The sequence below is a fragment of the Arcicella gelida genome, from assembly GCF_034931025.1.
In the GTDB taxonomy this organism is placed as follows: Bacteria; Bacteroidota; Bacteroidia; order Cytophagales; family Spirosomataceae; genus Arcicella; species Arcicella gelida.
On record NZ_JAYGIL010000007.1, the window covers coordinates 58110 to 81108 of the forward strand.

Sequence of the window (22999 nt, forward strand, 5' to 3'; positions counted from 1 at the left end):
AGAGTATAACAAATCCTATACCTACTATTTCAGTATGTATAGAAAAAGTATAAAACATTTCAGAAGAAAAGATGAGACATTAAAAAAAAAATTAAAACTACATGCAAATGCTTAATCGATTAAACAATTTATTAAATAAAAGAAAATTCAACCCTAACACAATAGTATATGATATTAAGCTTCAGCAAGCCATAGGAATAAAGATATACTATTCTCATTTTATCAATCATCTTCTTTCCTAAAAAAGCTTTCTTACTTACAAGGTATTGTATTGACAAAGTTCAAATAGGCTTTGAAACAGTGTATGAAAAATAAATTAAAATTCTAGAAAACGAAATTCAAAAACTAGAACTCTAAACTTAATGAAGTCTCATTCTACCTCTAAAAAACATTTTAAATATGTTTTTTACAACCATTATAATGACAGTAAAAATAATAAATGCTAACAAATGTATAAAATTTAAAAACCTTTTTGATTATGAAAAAAAGTAAATGCTTAATTGTCTTACTGACAATGATTATTATGCGTATAACTACGCTGAATGCTCAGACATTTGTGCATCCAGGTGGAGTACACACTATGGCTGATTTGGATAGAATAAAAACAAAGGTATTAGCCCAAGAACACCCGTGGATTGATGGCTGGAATAATATGATTCAGGATGCTAAGGCACAAAAAACCTATGTTGCCAACCCTTCTACTACTATTGGAGGCTCAAATGGTATTCGTCAGCAAGCTGCTAGAGATGCAACAGCAGCATATTATAATTTATTACGATGGCATGTAACAGGTGATACTACCTATGCTCGATGTGCTGTGAATATATTAAATGCTTGGTCGAACAAAATCAATGCTGTTGTAACAGGCGAACTATTTCAATTACCAATCATGACGATGGTACAAGCAGCAGAAATAGCTCGTACTTATCCGGGTTGGGCTCAGGCCGATATTGATAAATTTAAGTACATGTGTCTTAATTATTTTTATCCAGCTTGTCACAATTTTATTGGAGGTTGTGGTAGTTGGTCTAGTTGGGATTTACCGGCTGCTGCCAATATTCTTTATATTGGTATTTTTTGTGATGACCAAGCTAAATTCAACGAAGCTGTTGATTATTACAAAAATGGCACAGGCGGTGGGAGTATTCTCAATATGGTTCCATCAGTTACTGGACAAGTTGTCGAGATGGGGCGTGACCAACCCCATGCCGAAATTGGACCTGGTTGTGCTGCAGAGTTTTGTCAATCAGCCTATAATCAAGGTATTGACCTATTCAGTTATGCTGACAATAGATTATTAGCAGCCTCTGAATACTATAGTAAATATAATTTGAATTATCCAGTAGTCTGGACAGAATATAACGATTGTTCCAATAATCATTTTTATTATCTCGCTCCTTTTGGGTCTAGCAGGATTTCGGGTAATCCCCAATTAGAGATAATATACAATCATTTTGCTGTTAACAAAGGGCTTAATGTTCCTTATACTAAAGCATTGCTTAAACTTCGTGGCATTCAGCCCACATCAGGAGAATACTCTGGGTACAATGCTTTGTCATTCACATTAGATGCTACGCTGTCTCCTTTTACACCACTTTCCATTCCAGCATCGCCTACAAATCTAACGGCTAAAACGAGTATATCTCGGGTAGAATTATCTTGGAATCAACCTGCTGGAGATGTCGCAAGTGGTTATGTTATACAACGCTCAACCAGTTCTGGTAGCGGGTTTCAAACCATAGCTACTAATAATTTCGATATAAAATTATTTTATGTAGATGAAAGTGTAACAAATGGTACAACTTACTATTATAGAGTCGCTGCCATCAATAGTGCAGGAACTGGCAGCTATTCTTCTGAAATAAGCGTTACACCTGTAAACGGTAGTTCTACAATGCCACAAGATTGGGCAATAAGAGATATTGGGACAGTACCAGTAACTGCCACTGCAACCTATAATGCAGTAAACAATAAAACCTTTATTATAAAAGGAACAGGGTCTTCTTTTGGAGGAACTTCAGATAGCCATGGGTTTGTATATGTAAATGTCTCTGGAGATTTTACTATTTCTGGTCGTTTACACGATGTCGATTTATCAGGAAGCAGTGCTGATAGAGTTGGTATCGTCATGCGTGAATCTTTTAGTCCGAATGCTACAATGGCATCTATTGGACTTCATGATAATGGTTTTAGAAAAGTATGGTTTACTCGCCGTACTTCAACAGGAAGCAATGGCTCTTGGACAAACGGTAATATGTTTACTTCACTTACGGTCTGGTTTAAATTAAAACGTACAGGTAACATCTTTACAGCATATCAATCACGAGATGGCGTGACATGGTATGAAGTAGGCTCAGCTACAATTCCTATGGCAAGCTCATCCTATTACGCAGGATTATTTGTAAGTAATGGATGGACAAGCACAGTACCAACAACGGCATATTTTGATAATGTTACCACTACAGGAACTATATTAGCTGGCAACAATACCCCCATAACACCCACAGGGTTAAACCTGAATCGTTCAAACAATAAAGTATCTTTAAATTGGAATGCTGTTGATGGAGCAACTTCTTATAATATCAAAAGAGCCAATTCTAGTTCAGGTGCCTATACAACCATTGGTACTGCTACCACAAATACTTATGGAGACTCCAGTAATACGTATTGTACTGCCAATAATGTTTTTTACGTGGTTTCAGCAGTTAACCAGTTTGGTGAAAGTTCAAATGGAACAGCCAATAGTTTATCCATTCCGAATAAACTTTCAGGCACAATAATAGGAACAGCAGGTTCATGGGGAAATGTAGCTACAGCCACCAAAGAAGCCGCTGTAGATGGAAACATCAATACATTTTTTGATGCCCCTGTAGGTACTGCTTGGATTGGGTACGATTTAGGCATTTGGGGCTCTATCAATAAGGTTCGATATGCTCCACGGTCAACCAATGCAAACCGTATGATTGGGGGTGTTTTTCAAGGCTCAAATACTGCAGACTTTAGTAACCCTACTACTTTATACACAGTAACCACAGCGCCAACTGTTGGAGTAATAACAGAACAGACTATTAGCAACAATACTCCGTTTAGATATATACGTTATTTGTCGCCCAATAATGGCTTTGGTAATGTTGCAGAGGTTGAGTTTTATGGAATACTTGGCTCGGCACCACAAATAACTGGTATAACCAATGCTGTTACTTCTGTAGACTCTGTATTTAATTATACTATTGGTGCTAATAACAATCCCACACTAACTTCTACTACTAGTTTACCATCTGGGCTTACCTTAAACGCCTGTACGGGCTTAATAACTGGTAAACCAACTACAGCAGGCACTTTCCCAATAACAATTGGTGCATCTAACGGGTTTGGTTCAAATAGTACCACCATGACGATAACTGTAAAGGACAATCAAGTTATTAGCTTTAATCAAATTCCTACTAAATATGTGGGAGATACTGACTTTGACCCACAAGCCATTACTAGTGCTGGACTACCCGTTTCATACATAAGTTCTGATACAACCGTTGCTACCATTCTAAATGGGAAAATACATATTGTAGCAGCCGGAAGTACAACGATTACCGCTTTACAAGCTGGAAATGAATTATATAACAAAGCAAATAGCGTTTCTCAATCTTTTACAGTTTCAAAACTAAGTCAGACTATTTCGTTGTCATCTATCTCAGCAAAATATGTTGATGATGCTGATTTCGACATAGTAGCAATAGCTTCATCTGGTTTGGCTGTAGCCTTTATTAGTTCAGACACTTCTGTTGCAAAAATCGTGAATGGTAAGGTTCAGATTATTGGAGTTGGAACAGTAACAATCACGGCTTTGCAGTTGGGTGACGCTACCTATATTGCTGCCTCGGAGGTTTCTCAAACTTTTACGGTTCTTTCAACTATAAAAATCAAGTATCAAGATGGCGACAGAAATACAACCAACAATCAAATCAGACCATATTTAACGTTAGTGAATGAAAGCACAAAGACAATCCCATTAAGTGAAATTACTATTCGCTATTGGTTAACCCCCGAGAATTATACAGGGGTTAATACATTCATTGATTATACACCTTTAGGAAATAGTAATGTAAAAATGACTTATGTTGCCTTGCCAATGCCACGTAATGGTGCATTGGGTTATGTAGAATACAGTTTCTTACCTACAGCTGGAAACATCAATGCAAATAGTGTTTCTGGTATTATTCAATCGAGATTAGCCAATACAGATTGGAGTCTGTTAAGCGAAAATGACGATTATTCATGGATAGATGCTTCTTCTTACGTTTTTCAAAATAAAATTACTGCTTATAGAAATGGAAAATTAATTTGGGGAACAGAACCTTTGCAATCAATAGTATCACAAAGTATTAAAATTTATTCAGACTCCAAGACCATAGCTAATTCAAATACAATAAGTACTTATGTAGCTATTAATAATGAAGGAAATATTCCACTCGATTATAAAGACATAAAAGTAAGGTATTGGTTTACGAAGGATGGAGGCACAAACCTTAATGTTTATTTCGATTACGTTAAATTAGGGAATGGCAAAGTTTATGGAAATTTTGTAAATGTAAATCCTGCTGTTCAGGGTGGAGATACTTATTTTGAACTAGGCTTTAACGAATCTACTGGTGTACTTTATCCTTTATCGAGTTCAGGTAATATTAATTATAGGTTAGCAAAATCTGATTGGTCTAACTTCAATCAAACCGACGATTATTCTTATGCCCCCAATAATACTTTGCTATTGAATAAACACATAACGGTGTATCATAAAGGAGTATTGATTTCAGGAGAAGAGCCTGCATCTATTGTAGAAAATTATAACCTAGTAATGAGACCATTAGAAAGAAACCTAACCGCAAATGTATATACCTATCCCAACCCAGTCAATAGTAATACTTGCTATGTAAAAATTGCTAGTGATATTGCTATCGGATCGGAAACTCAATTACGGATCTATAATTTCTCAGGCACAATGGTTCTGGATAAGATCGTTTCAAATTCCGATTCAAATATTATAACGATAGACCTTCCGACATTTATGACAAATGGAGTCTATCTAATTCAGGTAAATCAGTTACCTGTTTCCAAGTTTATATTACAAAGATAAGTGCTATTAAGTTTTATGATAAAGAGCCGCTTTTGGTGGCTCTTTATTTGTTTAATATAAAACTCAGCAATTTTTACTAAGAGATAATATCTGTATTTTAATGGGGTATGTTGATACAAAGATTATCTCTTTAAATAGACTTATATTACATACTGTGATTTATAAAAATTGATTTATTGCCTTGCTATGAAAAAAAACGCTTTTACAATTGTATTTATATTAAATCTTTTTCACACAACTATTGCTCAAGTATGGCAATGGTCTGCTCCTGTCGAAGGAATTATTCATTCTGAAACCAATGCCAATCCTCAAGCTTTTTTATGGATTCCTGAAAATTGTAAGGAAGTGAAAGGAGTTGTACTGGGTATGCACAATATGGTTGAAGAAGGAATGTTAGAGAATACTAACTTTAGGAAAACGTTATCCAACATTGGCTTTGCTGAGATTTGGGTTACTCCTACCTTAGAATTCCCTTTTGATTTTCATGGACATGCCCCCAAACATTTCCAATCCATGATGAATACTTTGGCTGAAATATCGGGTTACAAAGAATTGTCCACCGCACCGATTGTCCCTATTGGACATTCTGCCATGGCAACTTATCCTTGGAACTTTGCCGCTTGGAATCCTGAACGAACATTGGCGGTAATCTCGGTACATGGGGATACTCCTCAAACCAACCTAACAGGGTACGGACGTGCCAATGTGGATTGGGAGAATCGAAATATTGAAGGTGTACCAAGCTTATTTATCATGGGCGAATACGAATGGTGGGAAAAACGCCTCGAACCTGGTTTTAAACATGTAGCTAAATTTCCTAAAACACCCATTACATTTTTTGCCGATGCTGGTCATGGGCATTTTGACTATAACGATGTAATGGTTGATTATGTAGCTCTTTTTATCGAAAAGGCTGCTAAATATCGTTTACCCAAAGGAAAAAATCAGCCTTTACACCCTGTATATCCTCAAAATGGCTGGCTGATAGATCGCTGGCGAAAAGATAGTTTACCAACAACACAGCCACAACCTTATCATTTGTATCAAGGTAATAAGTATGAGGCATCCTGGTGTTTCGACGAAACTCATGCTAAAGTTACAGAAGTATTCTATGCCAAAGCCAGGAGAAAAAAAATGCAGTACTTAGGTTTTTTGCAAGATGGGCAAATACTTGTTCCCGTCAATAATCATGCTGTTTATCAGCCTATTTTCAAACCTTTGGCTGATGGTATTAGTTTTCAGTTAGAAGCATTTTTCACAGACTCATTGCGTAAACATATAGTTAGCAAGCATTCTACAACACCATTATTGATTGATAGAATTTGTGGACCGGTGAAAAAGTTGAACGATACTACCTTCCAATTGAGTTTTTATCGAATGGGCTTCAAGAATCAAAAAAGGAGTAATAGTATTTGGTTGCTTGCTCATAACGATGGTGATGATACGTACAAATCGGCAGTACAACAATTAGAAATAAAATTTCCTTTAAAGAATATACAAGGAACTGCTCAAAGTATAGCCTTTGATGTAATTCCAAATCAAAAAAAAGGCATTCGTTCTATCAATTTAAACGGTTTATCTAGTGCTAATTTGCCTGTAAGTTATTATGTAAAAGAAGGTCCTGCTTATGTTGAAAACGGGCGCTTAATTTTCACAAAAATTCCGCCTAAAACTAAGTTTCCGATAAAGGTTACGGTAATAGCTTGGCAGTATGGTATTGCAGGAAAAATACAGTCAGCCGAACCTGTAGAGCAACGTTTTGAAATATATCAATAATTACACAAAGCCACATGAAACCATTCTGTTTGATAATATTCTGTTTGTACATAAGTACTGCAATTTTCGCTCAAAGAACTGACAAGCGTTTTGAACCTATTCAACAGCAAATACAGGCTTGGGTTGATAGTGGACACTATAAAGGTGCTGCCCTTTTGATTACTCATCAAAACAAAGTTGTGTATCAATCACTCTTCGGTAGTTATACACCCCAAACTGTCGTATATATAGCATCGGCAGGAAAATGGTTGGCGGCGGCTACCATTGCTGCGTTGGTAGATGAAGGTAAATTAAAGTGGACAGATAAAGCCAACCAATGGATTCCAGAGCTGAAGGATAGCAAAGGAGAAGCAACTTTAGCTCAATTACTTTCGCATACGGCTGGTTATCCCGATTATCAACCCAAAGGTAAACCAACAGATATAACTCAAGATTTGGCGACTTCTGTTGCTAATATCATTCCACTTCCTGCGGATACCTTGGTGGGGAAAAAGTTTAAATATGGAGGACTAGCCATGCAGGTTGCAGGCCGTATGGCTGAGTTGGCGACTGGAAAAAATTGGGAAGAACTTTTTCAAGAAAAAATAGCAAAACCTCTGGGAATGACACAGACACATTTTACGCCAGTAGATTCGGCAGGAGGGCACGCTCCTATGTTGGGAGGCGGAGCAAGGTCAACACTGAATGACTATGTAAATTTTTTGTCTATGATTTATAATAATGGTACTTATCAGGGGAAAAGAGTATTATCTGAAAAAGTCATCCGTTTTATGCAAGCAGATCAAGTTGGTAAAGCAAAAGTAGCCCCAGGCGAGTTTGTTGAAAGAGCAAGAGGCACAAAAGGAAACGCTATTTATGGATTAGGCGAATGGCGGGAAGAGGTTAACAACAAAGGAGAACCCACACTAATCAGTAGCCCTTCTTGGGCTGGGGCTTATCCTTGGATAGACAAAAAATACCACATTTATGGCTTTTTGATTACTCATATTACAGGCTTCAAAAAGAATTTTTCTCCATTTTATACAAGCCATCAATTAGCGTTGGAAATTAGAAAGATTATACAAGTAAAATAATACAACTAAAGTAACGAATCCATAAAAGCAAATTTGTCATTTAATCTGCTTTTATGGATTTATCTTTTTTATCTATTCACTTCTTCGAGCGTAATTGCCTGTCCTCCTTTGGCTTTAAGATTAATCGCTAATTGGTAACCTTTCTTTACTTCCAACACTCGTTTGCGGATTCCTTTAGTTTCATCATCTTCAAAGATGGTCATTTTATAGGTTTTATTAGATGTCAAAAAATCTAAAGATAAATTCCCCTCCCAATCCGAAAAACCTGTGGCATTACCCAAGTACCAAGTAGTGCCTTTTCTTCGTGCAACACTGATATATTTACCAATTTCTCCTTGTAAATAGTGGCTTTCATCCCAAACAGTTGGTACATATTTAAAAAACTCTATCTCTGTTTCATTCGTATAATCTGCTGGATTCCCATACCAAAATATGGCTTGTAGTGGACTAAAATACACTACTGATAAAGCCAATTGTTGTCCTTTACTTACAAGAAGTTTATTTGCAAAAGATTTTACACTGTTGGGATAACAATACGTATAATCTGCAGCTCCTGCAAGAAATCTGGTAAAAGGTAAGACCATATTATGATAAGCATCTGGTGCATTTTCATTACCTCTGATACCTTCTTGTGTCAATAAATTGGGATAGGTATGACTAAGACCTGTAGGTTTGTAGTTATCATGAATATTGAGGATAAAACCATAATCTAACGTTTTTTTAATGGCATTGTTTAGCCAAACTATCCCCTCTTGACTTAGCCCATCGACAAAACCAAATTTAAACCCTGCAACACCCCATTTTTTATATAATGGTAAAATTTCATCTAGATGGGCTCTCAGACCTACTTTATTTACATATAAAATCACTCCAATCCCTTTTTCTTTACCATATTGAATTACCCTGTGTAAATCTAATTCAGGGATAATCTGTGTTGGGTCAGATGCTGATCTGAATTCTGGGCCGTACCATCCAGCATCAAAAAGAATGTATTGAAAATTGTGTGCGGCAGCAAAGTCGATACCGGTAATACCATCTTGTGTATTGAGCGACAAACGAACTACTTTTCCGGGTTTAATCCATGTAGGAATGGTATCGCCAAAGCGCTTACTGAGCCGATAGGGCAAGTCGCTGAATTGGTGTAAGCCAATGGCATTATTAGCAATACTCACGGTTCTCCACGGAGTTGCGAGATCAGTAGTAAGCCTTACAGAGTCTTTGAGGAAAGCCACTGCAAGAGAATTAGCGAGTTTACCTTTGGTTAACTCTGCTTTTGTATAGCTGTTGTTTTCTGCCTCACCAATAGAAACATAATACTTTTGGCTGACTAAAGTAGCAGGGAAATCACAAGTTTTTATTAAAGAATCAATAGCTAATGGAGTAAAAACAGATTCTTGGTTGTATTGATACAAAGTATAATTATCAGTAAAATTAAAAGTACTTAGTTCTTTTTGAATTTCTTCTGATACTAATTGTGTTTGCTTAGGAACAATATAACGAAAGGCAATACTGCCATTGAAAGCCCTGAAAACTACCTGAAAATCTATTCCACTGGATTGGCAAAATAGTGTTAATTCATTAAAATGATTTGTAATGGTACTGTTTTCGCCTAGTGTCCAAGCTAATTGTTGCTTAACACTGCGCTTTTTTTGTTTTTGTACACGGATGTTCCGGCCTATTACTTTCTTTTTTAGTTGTAGCCCTAAATCTGACCAAGCGAGTATTGGACTACCTTTTTGTTCTATACTATATACCAATTCTTTTTCGCTATTAACCTTTACTATTAGTTTTGTGTCTTTTGACGGAGACCCTAATTCGTATGATTGCCCATAAGTGACATTGTTTCCTGCAACAAAGAAAATAAGAACTATTAAAATCTTTTTTATTGAAAGCTTCATAAGTATTGAAAAACAGTTTATAATTAGTGGAATATAAGTTATTTGTTAATTTGTTCTATGTACCTTACTTCTCCTGTTTTTACATTGATATGCCAAGGTTTTGGTTTAGGAATCCAAACTTTTCCTTCTTGAATCTCAACAGGCATCCATAAATAACGAGAATCCCACTGAGCTGATGGTTTCCAACGGTCGCCCATATACAAAACTGTTGTTTGTTTTTTCCCCTCTACTTTAAGTAACATAGTAGATTGTGAGCTATAAGTATTGGTTTCGGGAGGAGCTATATCACTAAAGGTACTCCAAGGTCCAGCAAGAGATGTTGCAGTTGCCACTTTATTAGGGTTAGGTGCCCAACTTGTTAAGGCAGAGCCAATAACATAATACAAGCCTTTGTAATGTACAATGGCACCGCCTTCCAAAGGAGCTTGAATAAATGAAACTTCTTTTTCAACTGTCAGGAAATCATCTGATAGCTTTGCAATATAAAAACCCTTAGAAGGACGGCTCTCAAAAATAAGATAAGCCGAGCCATCATCATCAATAAACTGCCCAATATCACGACTTTCTTTTCCTAAAGGTCTAAAGGCATTAAGATATTTAAAAGGGCCTTCTGGTTTATTACTTATAGCTACTCCTACACTTGCAAAACCATATCTTTTACCTTTTACAACGCCATCTATGTGCATGTACATTACGTACTTTTTAGTTTTTTTGTTGTAATACACCTTAGGGCGTTCTAGTACCCAATGCTTGCCTTCTAATGCTGTATCAGGTCTTGCAAGTTTTATGGCATTCCCCTTGAATTTCCAGTTGATTAAATCTTTTGAAGCATAGCAGCTCACATAATGATGCACCGTATCAATATCAAATTCTTTGCTACGCTGTTCACCGTACCAATAATAGGTTTTCCCGATTTTTATTACCCCACCACCATGAGCTTGTATATGATTTCCATCCATATCTGCCCACTTTTCTCCAGGGTTTATTACTAATTGTTTTTGTGCTAAAGTATTAAAAACTAGTAGTGTTGCAGTTGTATATAAAATAAGTTTGAATATTTTAAGCATATATCTTTCTTTAAAGTTTAGAAAACAAATTATCAGGATATAAACCTGATAATTTGTTAAAAATCTGTTTTGTTATTTAGTGATTAGGAAAATACATTTAGTTATAATCATTGTAATAGTTTTTAAAGCATAAACGTTTAAGCAATTTGGATAAAAAAAGAGAAAAATCATAATAATTAAATAGTTTAGTTGTAAACAGTATAATAATTATACCGCCTACAACTAAATTATTATTCATTAATAGCAATATTACCATCCAGGGTTTTGCATCATTTGCTTATTTCTGTCTATTTCCGACTGAGGAATTGGCCAAAAATAGTGTTTCTTATCAAAAACACGTGTTTCAAAAATAGACCTTTCATAAAACTCTATATCGGTAAAGCTTGTTCCCTTGCTGATATTCATGCCATACATAGGTCCACCTTGTGTTTCTTGAGCAATCTTCCATCTACGCACATCGTATAAACGGTGTTCTTCAAAGGCCAACTCGATTCTTCTTTCGTGTCGGATACGTTCACGCATTTCAGACTGAGTCAAGCCTGTCGGTAACGCTGGAATACCTGCTCTTTCACGAACTAGATTGATATATTTAGCTATATCAGCATTATTAGGGCTATGTTCATTTAGGGCTTCAGCATAATTCAGGTACATCTCTGCCAGTCTAAAGTAAATCCAAGACTGTTGGGTGTATCTATTATTAGGCACATCGCTATTAGGACTTACGAATTTTGTAAGCAAATAACCTGTTTTGGAATGATCGTGTGACCCATTTTTACCAGAAGCACCAGTAGCATACAATTGAATAGGTGTACCAGAAGCACCCGAAAAAACCCATGTGTCATGGTTATACAATACACTTACATAAAATCTAGGTTCACGGTTTAAATACATATTCCAGTCTAGTGTTTTGGTAAATTTAGTATCGCTAGTTGAAAGCCCTGTTTCTATATAACCAGAACCAGCATCGTTAATCCGTTTTCCATTAGCCATATGATAGGCATCTACCATTTGTTGTGTAATTGCTAAACCATTCCAGCCCTTCATTTGTCTTGGGGCAGCATGGATAGTCCATTTATTAGTATTAGCACTTGGTCTTCCCCAAATTACTTCACTATTCCAACGATCAATAAACACATCACGATAGGAAGCAAAAGGGTCTAAATCTCCATTACTTGTAAATTTTTTATATAATCCACCAGGCATCATATCTATTACAGCCTTAGCGGCATCAGCTGCTAGTTTCCATTTATTTGCATCATAAGTATTTGTCATTAGTGCCTTCCCATCTGAATTTTTGAAATCGGCATAATCTTGATTATTCCCATTAAATAAAGGACTAGCTGCATATAATAATACACGGGCTTTAATCGCCATTGTTGCACGCTTATCCATTCTGCCATAATCTATTACATTGGGTATAGTACTAGGTAAATCTTTAGCTGCTAAGTCTAGTTCATCAACAATATATTTCACACATTCATCATAAGAATTACGTGGACGAAGTGTTTCTGCACTTGTGGCATCAACAGGAATGGCATTCGTTAAAATGACTACAGGACCATATTGTTCTAACAAAAGAAAATAGTAATATGCTCTCAAAGCACGAGCTTCTGCTTTCGTTCGAATATTAATGCCCGGAGTAACGCCATCACACTCAATACAGCGTTCTACTTGATTAATATAAACCGAAGCCGCCCGAATTGCTTTGTAATAAAATGAATATCTATCATAAGGAATAGAAGTAGGACCCCAGTTACCTGTATTGATATTATTCGCCCCGATTGTTGTCCAAACAAAATCTCCTTCGTCAGATGTTGGCGTTAAATTGGCATAAGGTTCTGCTGGGTCAGGCAAGTAGCTATAGACGTTAGCAAGGTATTTTTCTACCTCTAGTCTTGTTGTGAACACAGCATCAATGGTAAGCATATCATCTGGCTGTTTGTCAAGATAATCTTCACAAGAAAAACCAATAATGCCTGCTATAAATAAAAGAAAGATGGATATTCTTTTCATAGTTTTGTACTTATAATTATGAAGCTGATTTTTATTTCAACTACCAGTTATTTAAAAATATATTTTCCTAAAAATTAATATTTACGCCCATATTTAGGTTTTTTTGAATAGGATATACTGCACCTCTTCCATCACCTAATTCTGGATCCCAGAAATTAAAGGTACTCCAAGTAAGAAGGTTCAAACCTGAAACATACACTCTAAATGTATTAACTTTTAATTTTTGAGTAAGCTTCTTAGGGATTGTATAGCCTATTTCGGCTGTTTTTAAACGTATATAACTAGCGTCTCTTTGCCACCAAGTAGATGAACGAAAGTTGTTTGTATTAGGACCAAAAGAAAGTCTAGGGAAAATAACATCCTGGCTTGGGTTTTCGGGAGTCCAACGGTTTAACACATTTGTATTGATATTTCCACGAATTCCTCCTTCTGCAAATGGGTAAAAACCAACACCTCCGAGCATAAAGCTCATTGTCCCTGCACCTTGTAAAAAAGCTGAAAAGTCAAAGCCTTTGAAGCCGAGCGATACACCAAAACCATATACTAATTGTGGAGTGCTAGGATTTCCAATAGCAACTTCATCAAATGCGTCAATTTTTCCATCTTCGTTCACATCTTTGTATTTTAAGTCTCCGACACGCACTGGTCCAAACGTTTGAACAGGAGAACTATTTATTTCGTCTTGGCTAGTAAATAAACCATCTGCAATCAGCCCAAAAGGTTGTTGATAACGCTTTCCTCGTCTGTTTTGATAAGTATATTTATAGTCTGGAGCATCATCATTAATAAGCTTATTTTGAACATAAGTTACATTCGCTTTTAAGCCTAAGTTTAATTTTCCTAGCTTTTTATTATACTCCATATTAGCATCAATACCTTTGTTCTCAAACTCTCCAATATTTCCCCAAGGGTTGTTTTGAAGACCCATTATGGCAGGTAGAGAGTTTCTTTGCATAAAGATTCCAGAACGATTTCTATGGAAAATATCTGCTTGCACGTAGAATCCACGTAAGAAACGCATCTCTATACCAATATTGCTTTCGATTTCTTTCTCCCATGTGAGGTCTGCACCCCATTGGTCTTCTCCTCGTCCCGAAAATCCATTATTTACGTCCATACCAAAAGTATATCCGCCATTCCCCCCTCCCACTGTTGTTAAGTAAGCAAAACGACGTCCGCCAATCTGGTCATTTCCCTTTGTACCATAAGAGCCTCTTAGTTTCAAATACTGTATAAAATCATTGTCTCTGAAGAACGGCTCTTGCGAAACTATCCAACCTAAAGCATAAGCAGGAAAAAACCCAAATCGACTACCTTTTGCAAAGTTTTCAGAACCATTATACCCAGCATTGAATTCGAAGAAGTATTTCGATTTGTAGTTATAAGATACACGGCTAACTAAACCTTGCAATCTATATGGTAATGAACTGATTGCATCATTGGCATCAGCCGATTGATAATCTTGTTGATTATACAATAAAAGTCCGCTAATAGCATGGTTACCAATGGTTTTATCATAATTAAAATTTGCTTGCATGTAAATACGTCTGTTCCCTCCTGAAGATTTTGAAAACCCTAAATCAGCGTTACCATTCACAAATTTATTTAGCGTTAAATCACCATTGGTATTTCTTCCCGTAGCAATATAAGTATCAACTGCAGACCTGATTCTGCCGATATTGTGAAAATTATATCCATCAAAAGCAAATTTTCCAGAGAATTTCAAGCCTTTTACTACATTAGATAAATCTTGATTAAGTGTAATATCCGATTGAATATTATTTCTCCATTCAGTAGAAAAACCTTTTCCTGTAAGAAGCATATAAGGGTTCGTTACTCCGTTTACACCGCCATATACAAATCCAGCTGGATTATTGAATGGATAAGTTGGTGCATAACCGATAGGTGTATTAAAATAAACCTCCCCCCAAATACTTGAAGCAGAAGCTCCCGGATAATTTGAGGTAATCAAAATACCGCCTAAACCTAATTTCAATTCTGTGTTTTTACCTAATCTAACATCGGTGTTGGCTCGGAAATTATATCGCTTTAAGCCTGCATTAGTATTGTAAGTATTCAGATTATCCCCTTTCCAAATTCCTTGTTCGTCATAATAGGTTGCAGATACAAAGTATTTAGCATTGCTTGAGCCTCCTGTAATATTAAGGTTTGCACGTTTAGTAGGTGTATTTTTTTTCACCATTAAATCCAACCAATTAACATTAGGATATAAGTATGGGTCTTCACCTGAAGCGTATTTTTCAATAATGGCAGGGGTATAAGGCGTTACAAAGTTTGGATTTGATGCCAACTGTGCTTCGTTATACAAATTCAAATAGGTTATACCATCAACCAACTCTGGTAACCGTGTTGGTGAGTTTAAACCTGTTTCATACTTAAAGCTCACCGTAGGTTTATCGTTATTCCCTCTTCTTGTGGTAACTAAAATTACACCATTGGCTCCTCTAATCCCATAAACAGCTGTTGCTGAGGCATCTTTTAATACCGAAAAGGATTCTATCTCTTCTGGCTCTATGTTATTGATTGGTCGCTCAACACCATCTACAAGTACCAATGGCGACGCTCCTGCTCCGAAAGTACTAATACCACGAACCCAAAACTGAGCATCGTCGTACCCCGGTTCTCCATTTCTTTGAACCGCAATAATTCCAGCTACTTTTCCTGCTAAAGCATTATTTAAAGACCGTGGTGCAGCAGATTTTATATCATTAATTTTTACTGTTGTGATGGCTCCAACTACACTTTCTTTCTTTTGTTCGCCATAGCCAACAACCACTACTTCGTCAAGTGCTTTATTATCCACCTGCATAGCAATATCTATTTTTGAGCGGTTATTTACCTCTACTTCTTGAGTAACATAACCCACAAACGAGAAAACTAACGTGCTATTTCCACTTGGTAATTGAATGGAATACTTGCCATCTGACAATGAGCTAACACCTTTGGATGTCCCTTTTATAGAGACACTTACACCTGGCATGGGCTGGCTTTTTTCGTCAACAATCGTTCCTGTTACATTTTTTTCAGTAATATAACTCCCCAATGAAACCGAAAGTGAATTCATTGGGAATAATATAGGCTTTGCCGTTCGATTCAGAATAATGGTCGAACCTACGGTTTCATAAGAAAGATCTAAGGGCTTTAGTAACCTAACAAGTACATTCCTGAGAGGCTCGTTCTGAACATCAATTGAAACAATTCTTTCAGAACCTATTACTTGGGGACTGTATATAAATTTAACAGATGTCGATTTTTGAATCTGATGAAGTGCCAAATCCAAAGACTTATTTTCTACATGCAAAGCCACCTTTTGGTTCAGGAATTCCTGCCCCAAATTATTATGAGCAATGGCAAAGGTTGCACATAGAAATGTTATTACAATTTGATAAAGAGAAAAACGCATGATTTTCAACAAAATCTTGTTTTGTTTTGTAAATTTTTTCATAACTTGATTTAACTTTTTTAATTTTTAGTAAAAAGAAATCCACCCGACCCAAAACTAAAGTTTAAGTCGGTTGTTGCTTTAAGCAACATGGAGGAGAAAATTTGTCGAAGATGCTGGCACATCTTCGACATTTTCATTTAGAAAATGTTGAAGGGATTAGTACAATTGGTTCATTATCTGCATAGTTATTTGTTTAAAGGGATTTCATTGAGACTTACTGATTTAATTACATTTATTTCCATTAATTACTATTTCTCCATCAATTATTTGGTAACTTGCATTGATAGCTCTACAGATTAATGTTAGTTTTTCATACAAAGACTGACTATCTAACTCTGCCGTAAGCTGACATTTAGCAAGTAATCCTCTATCATATTTTATTTTTATTCCATAAATTTCTTCTAAAGAATCAAAAACCTCATACACTGGTGTATTTTCAAAAACCAACATTTTACTAGTAATATCTAATGGCTTAACAGGGCTAGGCAATTCAATCAAGGTGCGCTTTAATTGTTTTTCAGCACGGTTAAATATTGCCTCTTGGTTTGGAGTAAGAGTTAGTTGGACTTGTTTTGTTGAAACTTCTTTATCTTTTTCAGAAGAATACACTGCCACCTTTCCAGTCTTTACAATAACCTTGACTTCTTTATCACTATCATAGGAGCTTATTGTGAAGCTTGTTCCTAACACTTTTGTAACAAGTTCATTCGCATAAACAATAAAAGGTTTTGAAGGATTTTTGGTAACTTCAAAAAAGGCTTCTCCACTTAAGTAAATTTCACGATGAGTGCTTGCAAATACCTTTGGATAACTAACTCTACTTTTTGCTTTCAGTGTTATTTGGCTCCCATCTGGCAGATGCACAAGTTTTTCGTTTTGGTCTTTATTTATTACTTCAACCAATGACTCCCTCTTATTATCAGTACGTTTTTCGTATGCAGTATTATTGATAAAAGGATTGATAGATAGTTGTGTTATAATATATAATAATGCAAGTATCCCAACAGTAAAAACTGCTGCAATTCTCCATAGTTTAGTTAAATTGATTAAGTGATTTGGTCTTTTATCCACAAATTCATTTCTACTCTTTGTCAAACGAATTAACTCTGTTTCCAATTCGGTTTCTGTTAATTCTTCATGAGCATTATGTATTTTCTCAATAAGCTCTTTTGCTGCCCAAACGGTCTTTGTTTGGTCTGGGTGTTGATTCAGCCAGTTTTCCCAAAATATGGTATCTTCGGTTGAATTTAGGATTACCCATCGACAAAAGAATTCATCTAAAACGAAATCTTTGATTGAATACTTTGTATAATCTTCCATAGATAAATTTGTATTTTAGCTTTTATACACTGAAATAGTATTTTAATTAAGAACAATACCCTTTTTATTTAATTTATTTTTACGATTTTTTTAAAATAAATTTCATTTCAAACATTTAGGGCTGAGTAAACACTACTCAGCCCTAAATGTTTGGCAGTAATATAATAGTTTAATTGTGACAACTAGAGAGAAAAAAACAGTGCCTTTAAGAATGGGATGATTAAAATTTCAACTGCTGTCAGCAAGTTTCTTTTTAAGTTTAAAATTGATCGATGCAAGAAGTTGGCCACAGTTTGGCGTTCAATATCCATAATTGAAGCTATTTCTTCATTAGAAAAACCCTTATAATATTTTAAATATATTACCTCCTGTTGACGCTTCGGCAGTTGTTTTATTGCCTGACGAATTGTTTTCTCATTTTCTTGTAAAAACTCCTCTGCAATCCATTCACTTTCTATTGACTCTCCATCTGTTAAGGTTGCATAATCATCAATATCGATGACATTCCCTAGGCGTTTTTCTATTTTTAATTTTCTAAATAAATTATTTTTAAATGCCTTAATAAGATAAATTGTAACATAGGGGTTTTCTGGAAGTAGCCTTTCTCTATGTGACCATAATTCAAGAAAAAGATCTTGAAGACAATCTTTGATTAACTCTTTATCTTTTGTAAAACGTGTAGCATAATTGTATAATTCTTTGTATCTCATTAAAAAAATTTGGTCAAAAGCCTCTCCACTTCCATTTTTAAAATGGAGCCATAATCGACTAAGCTCTGTTTCCTCATAGGAAACTCTATTTGCCGTTTTCATAAATATTAAAAATCGTAATAGAAGTTTTATTAAAGAGGTAAATTAAGTGCTATGATACTCTTTGACTCATGACTTTTATTCAAAAAAATATATATTTATTACAATAGCTAATAAATTTTTTGGGCAATCTAAAAATATTTGATCCCTATTTTAAACATGAATATAAGATATATTCTCTATCTTTTTGGATATTTCCATTTATCCATTTAGGGTTTATTTTTATAAAAATTAGGCACAGTATAATATTGAGAAATCTATCTGTGTTTATTTTGGATTGACTTTGAGAATTGGATTGACTTTGAGAAGAGGATAGTTTTTTAATTTGTTGCATTGCACTTAGTCCCAATTTCTCTTCTATCGTTCATTGGTATATTTCCGGCTTTCTAAAATAAAATACTGACTATGTTATCTAAAGAAATTGTTTCGATATTTTCTTATTAGATTTTAAAGAAGCTAAAAATTCTATTTCCAAGTGCGTTTAATTATACAATTTTACAATCTAATAAATTTATTGGAGAAATAATCTAAAACTATCTAATGGTACCTTGAATTGTATAAAATACTTGTATATCATTCAAAGTATAAATATCTTTACTTTTACATGAATAACTATATACAAATGAAGATAGGATACGCTAGAGTAAGTACCAAAGACCAAAACCTCGAAATGCAAACAGATACTTTAACAAAAGCTGGTTGTGAAATCATTTTTACAGAAACGGCTTCGGGTGCAAAAACAGATAGAATTGAACTTACCAAAATGCTAGGCCAGATTCGTAAAGGCGATATAGTAGTGGTTTATAAATTGGATAGATTGGGAAGGTCTTTAAAACATTTGTTGGAAGTAGTAGCTCTCCTAAACGATAAACAAGTTGGAATTCAAAGTATCAGTGATGCCATTGATACGACTACTCCACAAGGGCGTTTGTTTTTTAATATTTCTGCCTGCTTTGCTGAATTTGAAAGAGACTTAATCAGAGAAAGAACAAAAGCTGGTTTAGAAGCCGCTCGTGCCAGAGGAAGAAAAGGTGGCCGTCGCCAAGGCATGACTAAAGAAGCAGAACAAAAAGCAATTTTAGCCGAAACTTATTACAAGGAAGGCAAAATGGGTGTAAATCAAATCGCCTTAGAAATCGGAGTTTCTAAAATGACTCTTTATAAATATTTGAGGCATCGGAAAGTGACGATTGGGAGTTATCATAAAGAATTATCAACTTAATTTAGACTTTATAACTAAATACATTTAGCATTTACAAAAAAATCAAAACATCTCGATACCTTTCCTTAGACTGTGTTAAGCTAACAAAAAATACTCCCATCGTTTTATATAACAGAAAGACAATGACATGAGTAGTATCTTGCACCTGTTTAAAACTTCCAATAATGGAAAGAATAAGAAGACTATCCTAATAATATTATTTGAGACTACCTTTTATTTCTTGACTTCAGAACGAATATGTATTAGTTAATTTATTTGTTTTAAAACAATGATAAATGTATGCCATCCATTTTGGAAATCATAAGTTAAAGTCCAATGATTTAACACACAAATTTCTTTAATAATTGCTAAGCCCAAACCTGTTGATGAAGTATTCTCTGGATTCTTTGTGAATCTATCAAAAATGTATTCTTCTGGAAAACCTAAGGGAGAACCAGTATTGGAAATTATAAATACATTGTTTTTCAGATTTATTTTAACTGTACCATTTGTTGAAGTGTACTTAAGTACATTCGAAAGAAAATTTGAAATTAATATATCTATCAAATATTGATGGGAATGGATGATTGTCTTGTTTAATGTTTCTATTAAATTAATATTTTTAGCTAAAAAAAGATCTTCCATATTCCGAAGATGTGAATCTAAAACATCGTTAAAAACGATTTGATGTTGTTCTGTAAATAGCTGATTATCTAATTTTGCCAGTAATAAAAGGCTTTTGTTCATCTTTGATAGACGATTTACACCAGATTTTGCCTGTGTAATATAGCCAGCCATTTGTTCTGTAATCTCAAGCTGGCTCATCCTATCGAGCTTAGATTGAATAATACTTAAAGGTATTTGAATTTCGTGCGAGGCATTCTCTGTAAATTCTCGGAGTGCCAAATATTCTTTTTTACTTCTTTCCGTTAGGTCTTTTAGCGTAAAATTTAATTCTTTAAACTCTGTAATAGTCGAGTCATGAAGTTGAAGAGTATATGGTGAGCTAACCGAAAAGGCTTGGACATTCTTTAAGTTTTCAAAAAAAGGTTTCAGAATCTTCTTATTAGAATAATAGTTAATTAAAATACCAGACAGAGTAAGTAAAATAGCCGTTAATAGAAAAATGAAGAAAATGGTAAGATAATAATTATCCCAACCAATATGTGAACTCATCACTGTTACATGATATCTAGAGTCTCCTATTACTTGTGTTTCTTTAAGGTAATGATATTCTTCCATTTCTTTTTGAACTCGATCATAAACCATAGAATCTCCAAAAACCAGTCCTAAGGATGTATTATTATCAGTAACTTTATCTATTTTAATTAATGGTGCATTGACATGATTCCCGAGCCTGATGCTCTCAAAAATTTGATCTGCTTGCAATTCTAATTGCTCATTCATTTCATCACTTACTGCTTTTTGGAGTATCACAAAAAGAGTAAATCCCGTAAATATTAGAATAGATACAGAGGCAATTAAATAGTCTCTTGTAGTTTTATGAAGTAAAGTCATTTTCTAAACTAAAACGTTTTATTTATTCATTACGCAATCCATTTATATCCCATTCCATATACCGTTTTGATATAGTCAATTCCTGTGTATGTGGTGATTTTTTTTCGTAAATTCATCGTATAAACATATACTGTATCATAATTTTCGGCCATATCATAATGATCTCCCCAAAGGTGTTCTGCTATAGCTTGTTTACTTACAACACGATTTTTATTGACAATAAAATATAATAGCAGTTCATATTCCTTTTTAGTTAAAACAATAGATTCGTCTTTATAACTTACAGTCTTAGTAACCATATTAATAACAAGACTGTCAAACTTTACTTCATTTTCTCCATCAAAAGTTCTTCTTCTTAGCAAGGAGAAAATTCTAGCATTGAGTTCTTCCAGATGAAAAGGCTTTGTAATATAATCATCAGCACCCATTTCCAAACCTGTTATTTTGTCATACAAAGAATCTTTGGCTGATAAAATCAAGACTCCAACATTTTTATGTTGCTTTTTTAATATTTCAAGTAGTGATAATCCATTACCACCAGGAAGAGTAATATCTAATACGATGGCATCGTAATGATACAAATGTAGTTTTTCCTGCCCTTCAGTATATGTTGTTGCTTTTTCGCAACGATAACCTTGTTCAGTCAGGTAAGTATCCATTTCTTCTAAAAGAAATTGCTCATCTTCTACCAATAAAAGCTTCATAGTTTGCTAAAGTTTATAAATAAAGTGCTATTACTTGTGAACACAAGATTAAAAATATTTTTTAGTAACGCAACGAACGCTTACAATTTACCGTAAAGGGTTTTATTTAATTAAATATTCATTAGTTGCTTGACTCGTTTGAGAAAATAAAATTACTTGATTGCTCTATCCTTCTGGGTTGTATATTGGTTTTAAATATTCAAAAGTAAGCTTATCAGCAATAAAAAAGGTTTTCCAAATGATTCTAAAAGCTAAAGTCGTCAAAAATATTATTTAGAATTAGATTAATTTAAAAAAAATTCAGAATTCACTCTTTATTTTGTGACATGGAAATTCTCATAATGGAAAGTTCTGGGAAGTTTAGCGATGAGATTGCCAATGATTTATTAGGAATGGGACATAGGACAGAGTTCGTAATAAACGCCCTAGAATTGAAGCAAAAAATTAAAAATTCTATATACGATTGTATTGTAGTTGACTTGATATTCGAGGAAAACAAAGGCTTACAACTCATTAAAGAAATAAAGAAAGCTAATAAGCATGCCGGACTTATTGTTATTTCCTCTGATAATTCTTTCCAAAAAAAGATAGATGCTTTATACCAAGGTGCTGATGATTTTTTGAATAAACCTTATGAAGTATCAGAGTTAGTCGCTAGGATATTTTCGTTGCTAAGAAGAAGTAAGTTGAGCAGTAAAAATATTATCAGATATAATGAATTGCAGATTGACTTGTTAGCAAAGTCTGTTTTGGTGAATGAAGTATTGCTTGGATTAACAAAAAAAGAATTTGAATTATTGCTGTTCTTTTTAGAACATAAAAACAAAGTAATTACAAAAGATGCTCTTTTAACATATCTGTCGGGACAGTTAGAAGATTCCAAAAGTAATGCAGATATAATTTATGCACATATCAAGAATCTTAAAAGAAAGATGAATGATGCTGGATGCAAAATATACCTCAATACTATATACGGTATTGGCTATAAATGGGAGGACTAAGAGGTGCTATAAATTAGCCCTATTT

13 protein-coding genes are annotated in these 22999 nt (G+C 34.6%); 5 read left to right on the forward strand and 8 right to left on the reverse strand.

Annotated features, from left to right (window positions below; translation table 11 throughout):
• Window positions 1-478 precede the first annotated feature (478 nt).
• From VB776_RS07440 to VB776_RS07450, 3 genes are all read left to right on the forward strand, one after another.
• The gene (locus VB776_RS07440) at window positions 479-5128 is read left to right on the forward strand and encodes a cellulose binding domain-containing protein (protein ID WP_323327587.1); all 4650 of its coding nucleotides are present in this window, start codon (window positions 479-481) and stop codon (window positions 5126-5128) included.
• 186 nt (window positions 5129-5314) lie between these two features.
• Window positions 5315-6904 (forward strand): hypothetical protein, encoded by a 1590-nt coding sequence (locus VB776_RS07445; protein ID WP_323327589.1) that lies wholly within the window; start codon window positions 5315-5317, stop codon window positions 6902-6904.
• 14 nt (window positions 6905-6918) lie between these two features.
• Window positions 6919-7977 (forward strand): serine hydrolase domain-containing protein, encoded by a 1059-nt coding sequence (locus tag VB776_RS07450; protein WP_323327592.1) that lies wholly within the window; start codon window positions 6919-6921, stop codon window positions 7975-7977.
• Window positions 7978-8045: 68 nt separating this feature from the next.
• On the opposite strand, the gene VB776_RS07455 is transcribed toward VB776_RS07450, so the two are convergent.
• The 6 genes from VB776_RS07455 to VB776_RS07480 form a co-directional block, all read right to left on the reverse strand.
• The gene (locus VB776_RS07455; protein WP_323327594.1) at window positions 8046-9875 is read right to left on the reverse strand and encodes a glycoside hydrolase family 97 protein; all 1830 of its coding nucleotides are present in this window, start codon (window positions 9873-9875) and stop codon (window positions 8046-8048) included.
• Between the two features lie 38 nt (window positions 9876-9913).
• On the reverse strand, window positions 9914-10942 hold the full coding sequence (locus tag VB776_RS07460) for a family 43 glycosylhydrolase (RefSeq protein WP_323327596.1): 1029 nt from the start codon (window positions 10940-10942) through the stop codon (window positions 9914-9916).
• Between the two features lie 249 nt (window positions 10943-11191).
• Window positions 11192-12955: a RagB/SusD family nutrient uptake outer membrane protein gene (locus VB776_RS07465; RefSeq protein WP_323327598.1), complete on the reverse strand. Its 1764-nt coding sequence runs from the start codon at window positions 12953-12955 to the stop codon at window positions 11192-11194.
• A gap of 67 nt (window positions 12956-13022) precedes the next feature.
• Window positions 13023-16421, reverse strand: a complete 3399-nt coding sequence (locus tag VB776_RS07470; RefSeq protein ID WP_323327600.1) for a TonB-dependent receptor — start codon at window positions 16419-16421, stop codon at window positions 13023-13025.
• A gap of 222 nt (window positions 16422-16643) precedes the next feature.
• Window positions 16644-17741, reverse strand: coding sequence for a FecR family protein (locus VB776_RS07475; RefSeq protein ID WP_323327601.1), 1098 nt, complete (start codon window positions 17739-17741; stop codon window positions 16644-16646).
• 182 nt (window positions 17742-17923) lie between these two features.
• Window positions 17924-18553 carry an RNA polymerase sigma factor gene (locus VB776_RS07480; RefSeq protein ID WP_323327603.1) on the reverse strand — a complete coding sequence of 210 codons (630 nt, stop codon included), beginning with the start codon at window positions 18551-18553 and terminating at the stop codon, window positions 17924-17926.
• A 619-nt stretch (window positions 18554-19172) separates the two neighbouring features.
• Here VB776_RS07480 and VB776_RS07485 point away from each other — a divergent pair.
• Window positions 19173-19772, forward strand: a complete 600-nt coding sequence (locus tag VB776_RS07485; RefSeq protein ID WP_323327605.1) for a recombinase family protein — start codon at window positions 19173-19175, stop codon at window positions 19770-19772.
• Between the two features lie 246 nt (window positions 19773-20018).
• On the opposite strand, the gene VB776_RS07490 is transcribed toward VB776_RS07485, so the two are convergent.
• Window positions 20019-21269, reverse strand: a complete 1251-nt coding sequence (locus VB776_RS07490) for a sensor histidine kinase (RefSeq protein WP_323327607.1) — start codon at window positions 21267-21269, stop codon at window positions 20019-20021.
• Window positions 21270-21298: 29 nt separating this feature from the next.
• On the reverse strand, window positions 21299-21973 hold the full coding sequence (locus VB776_RS07495) for a response regulator transcription factor (protein WP_309922145.1): 675 nt from the start codon (window positions 21971-21973) through the stop codon (window positions 21299-21301).
• A 326-nt stretch (window positions 21974-22299) separates the two neighbouring features.
• Here VB776_RS07495 and VB776_RS07500 point away from each other — a divergent pair, with 326 nt between their 5' ends.
• Window positions 22300-22974 carry a response regulator transcription factor gene (locus VB776_RS07500; protein WP_323327609.1) on the forward strand — a complete coding sequence of 225 codons (675 nt, stop codon included), beginning with the start codon at window positions 22300-22302 and terminating at the stop codon, window positions 22972-22974.
• Window positions 22975-22999: the final 25 nt, after the last annotated feature.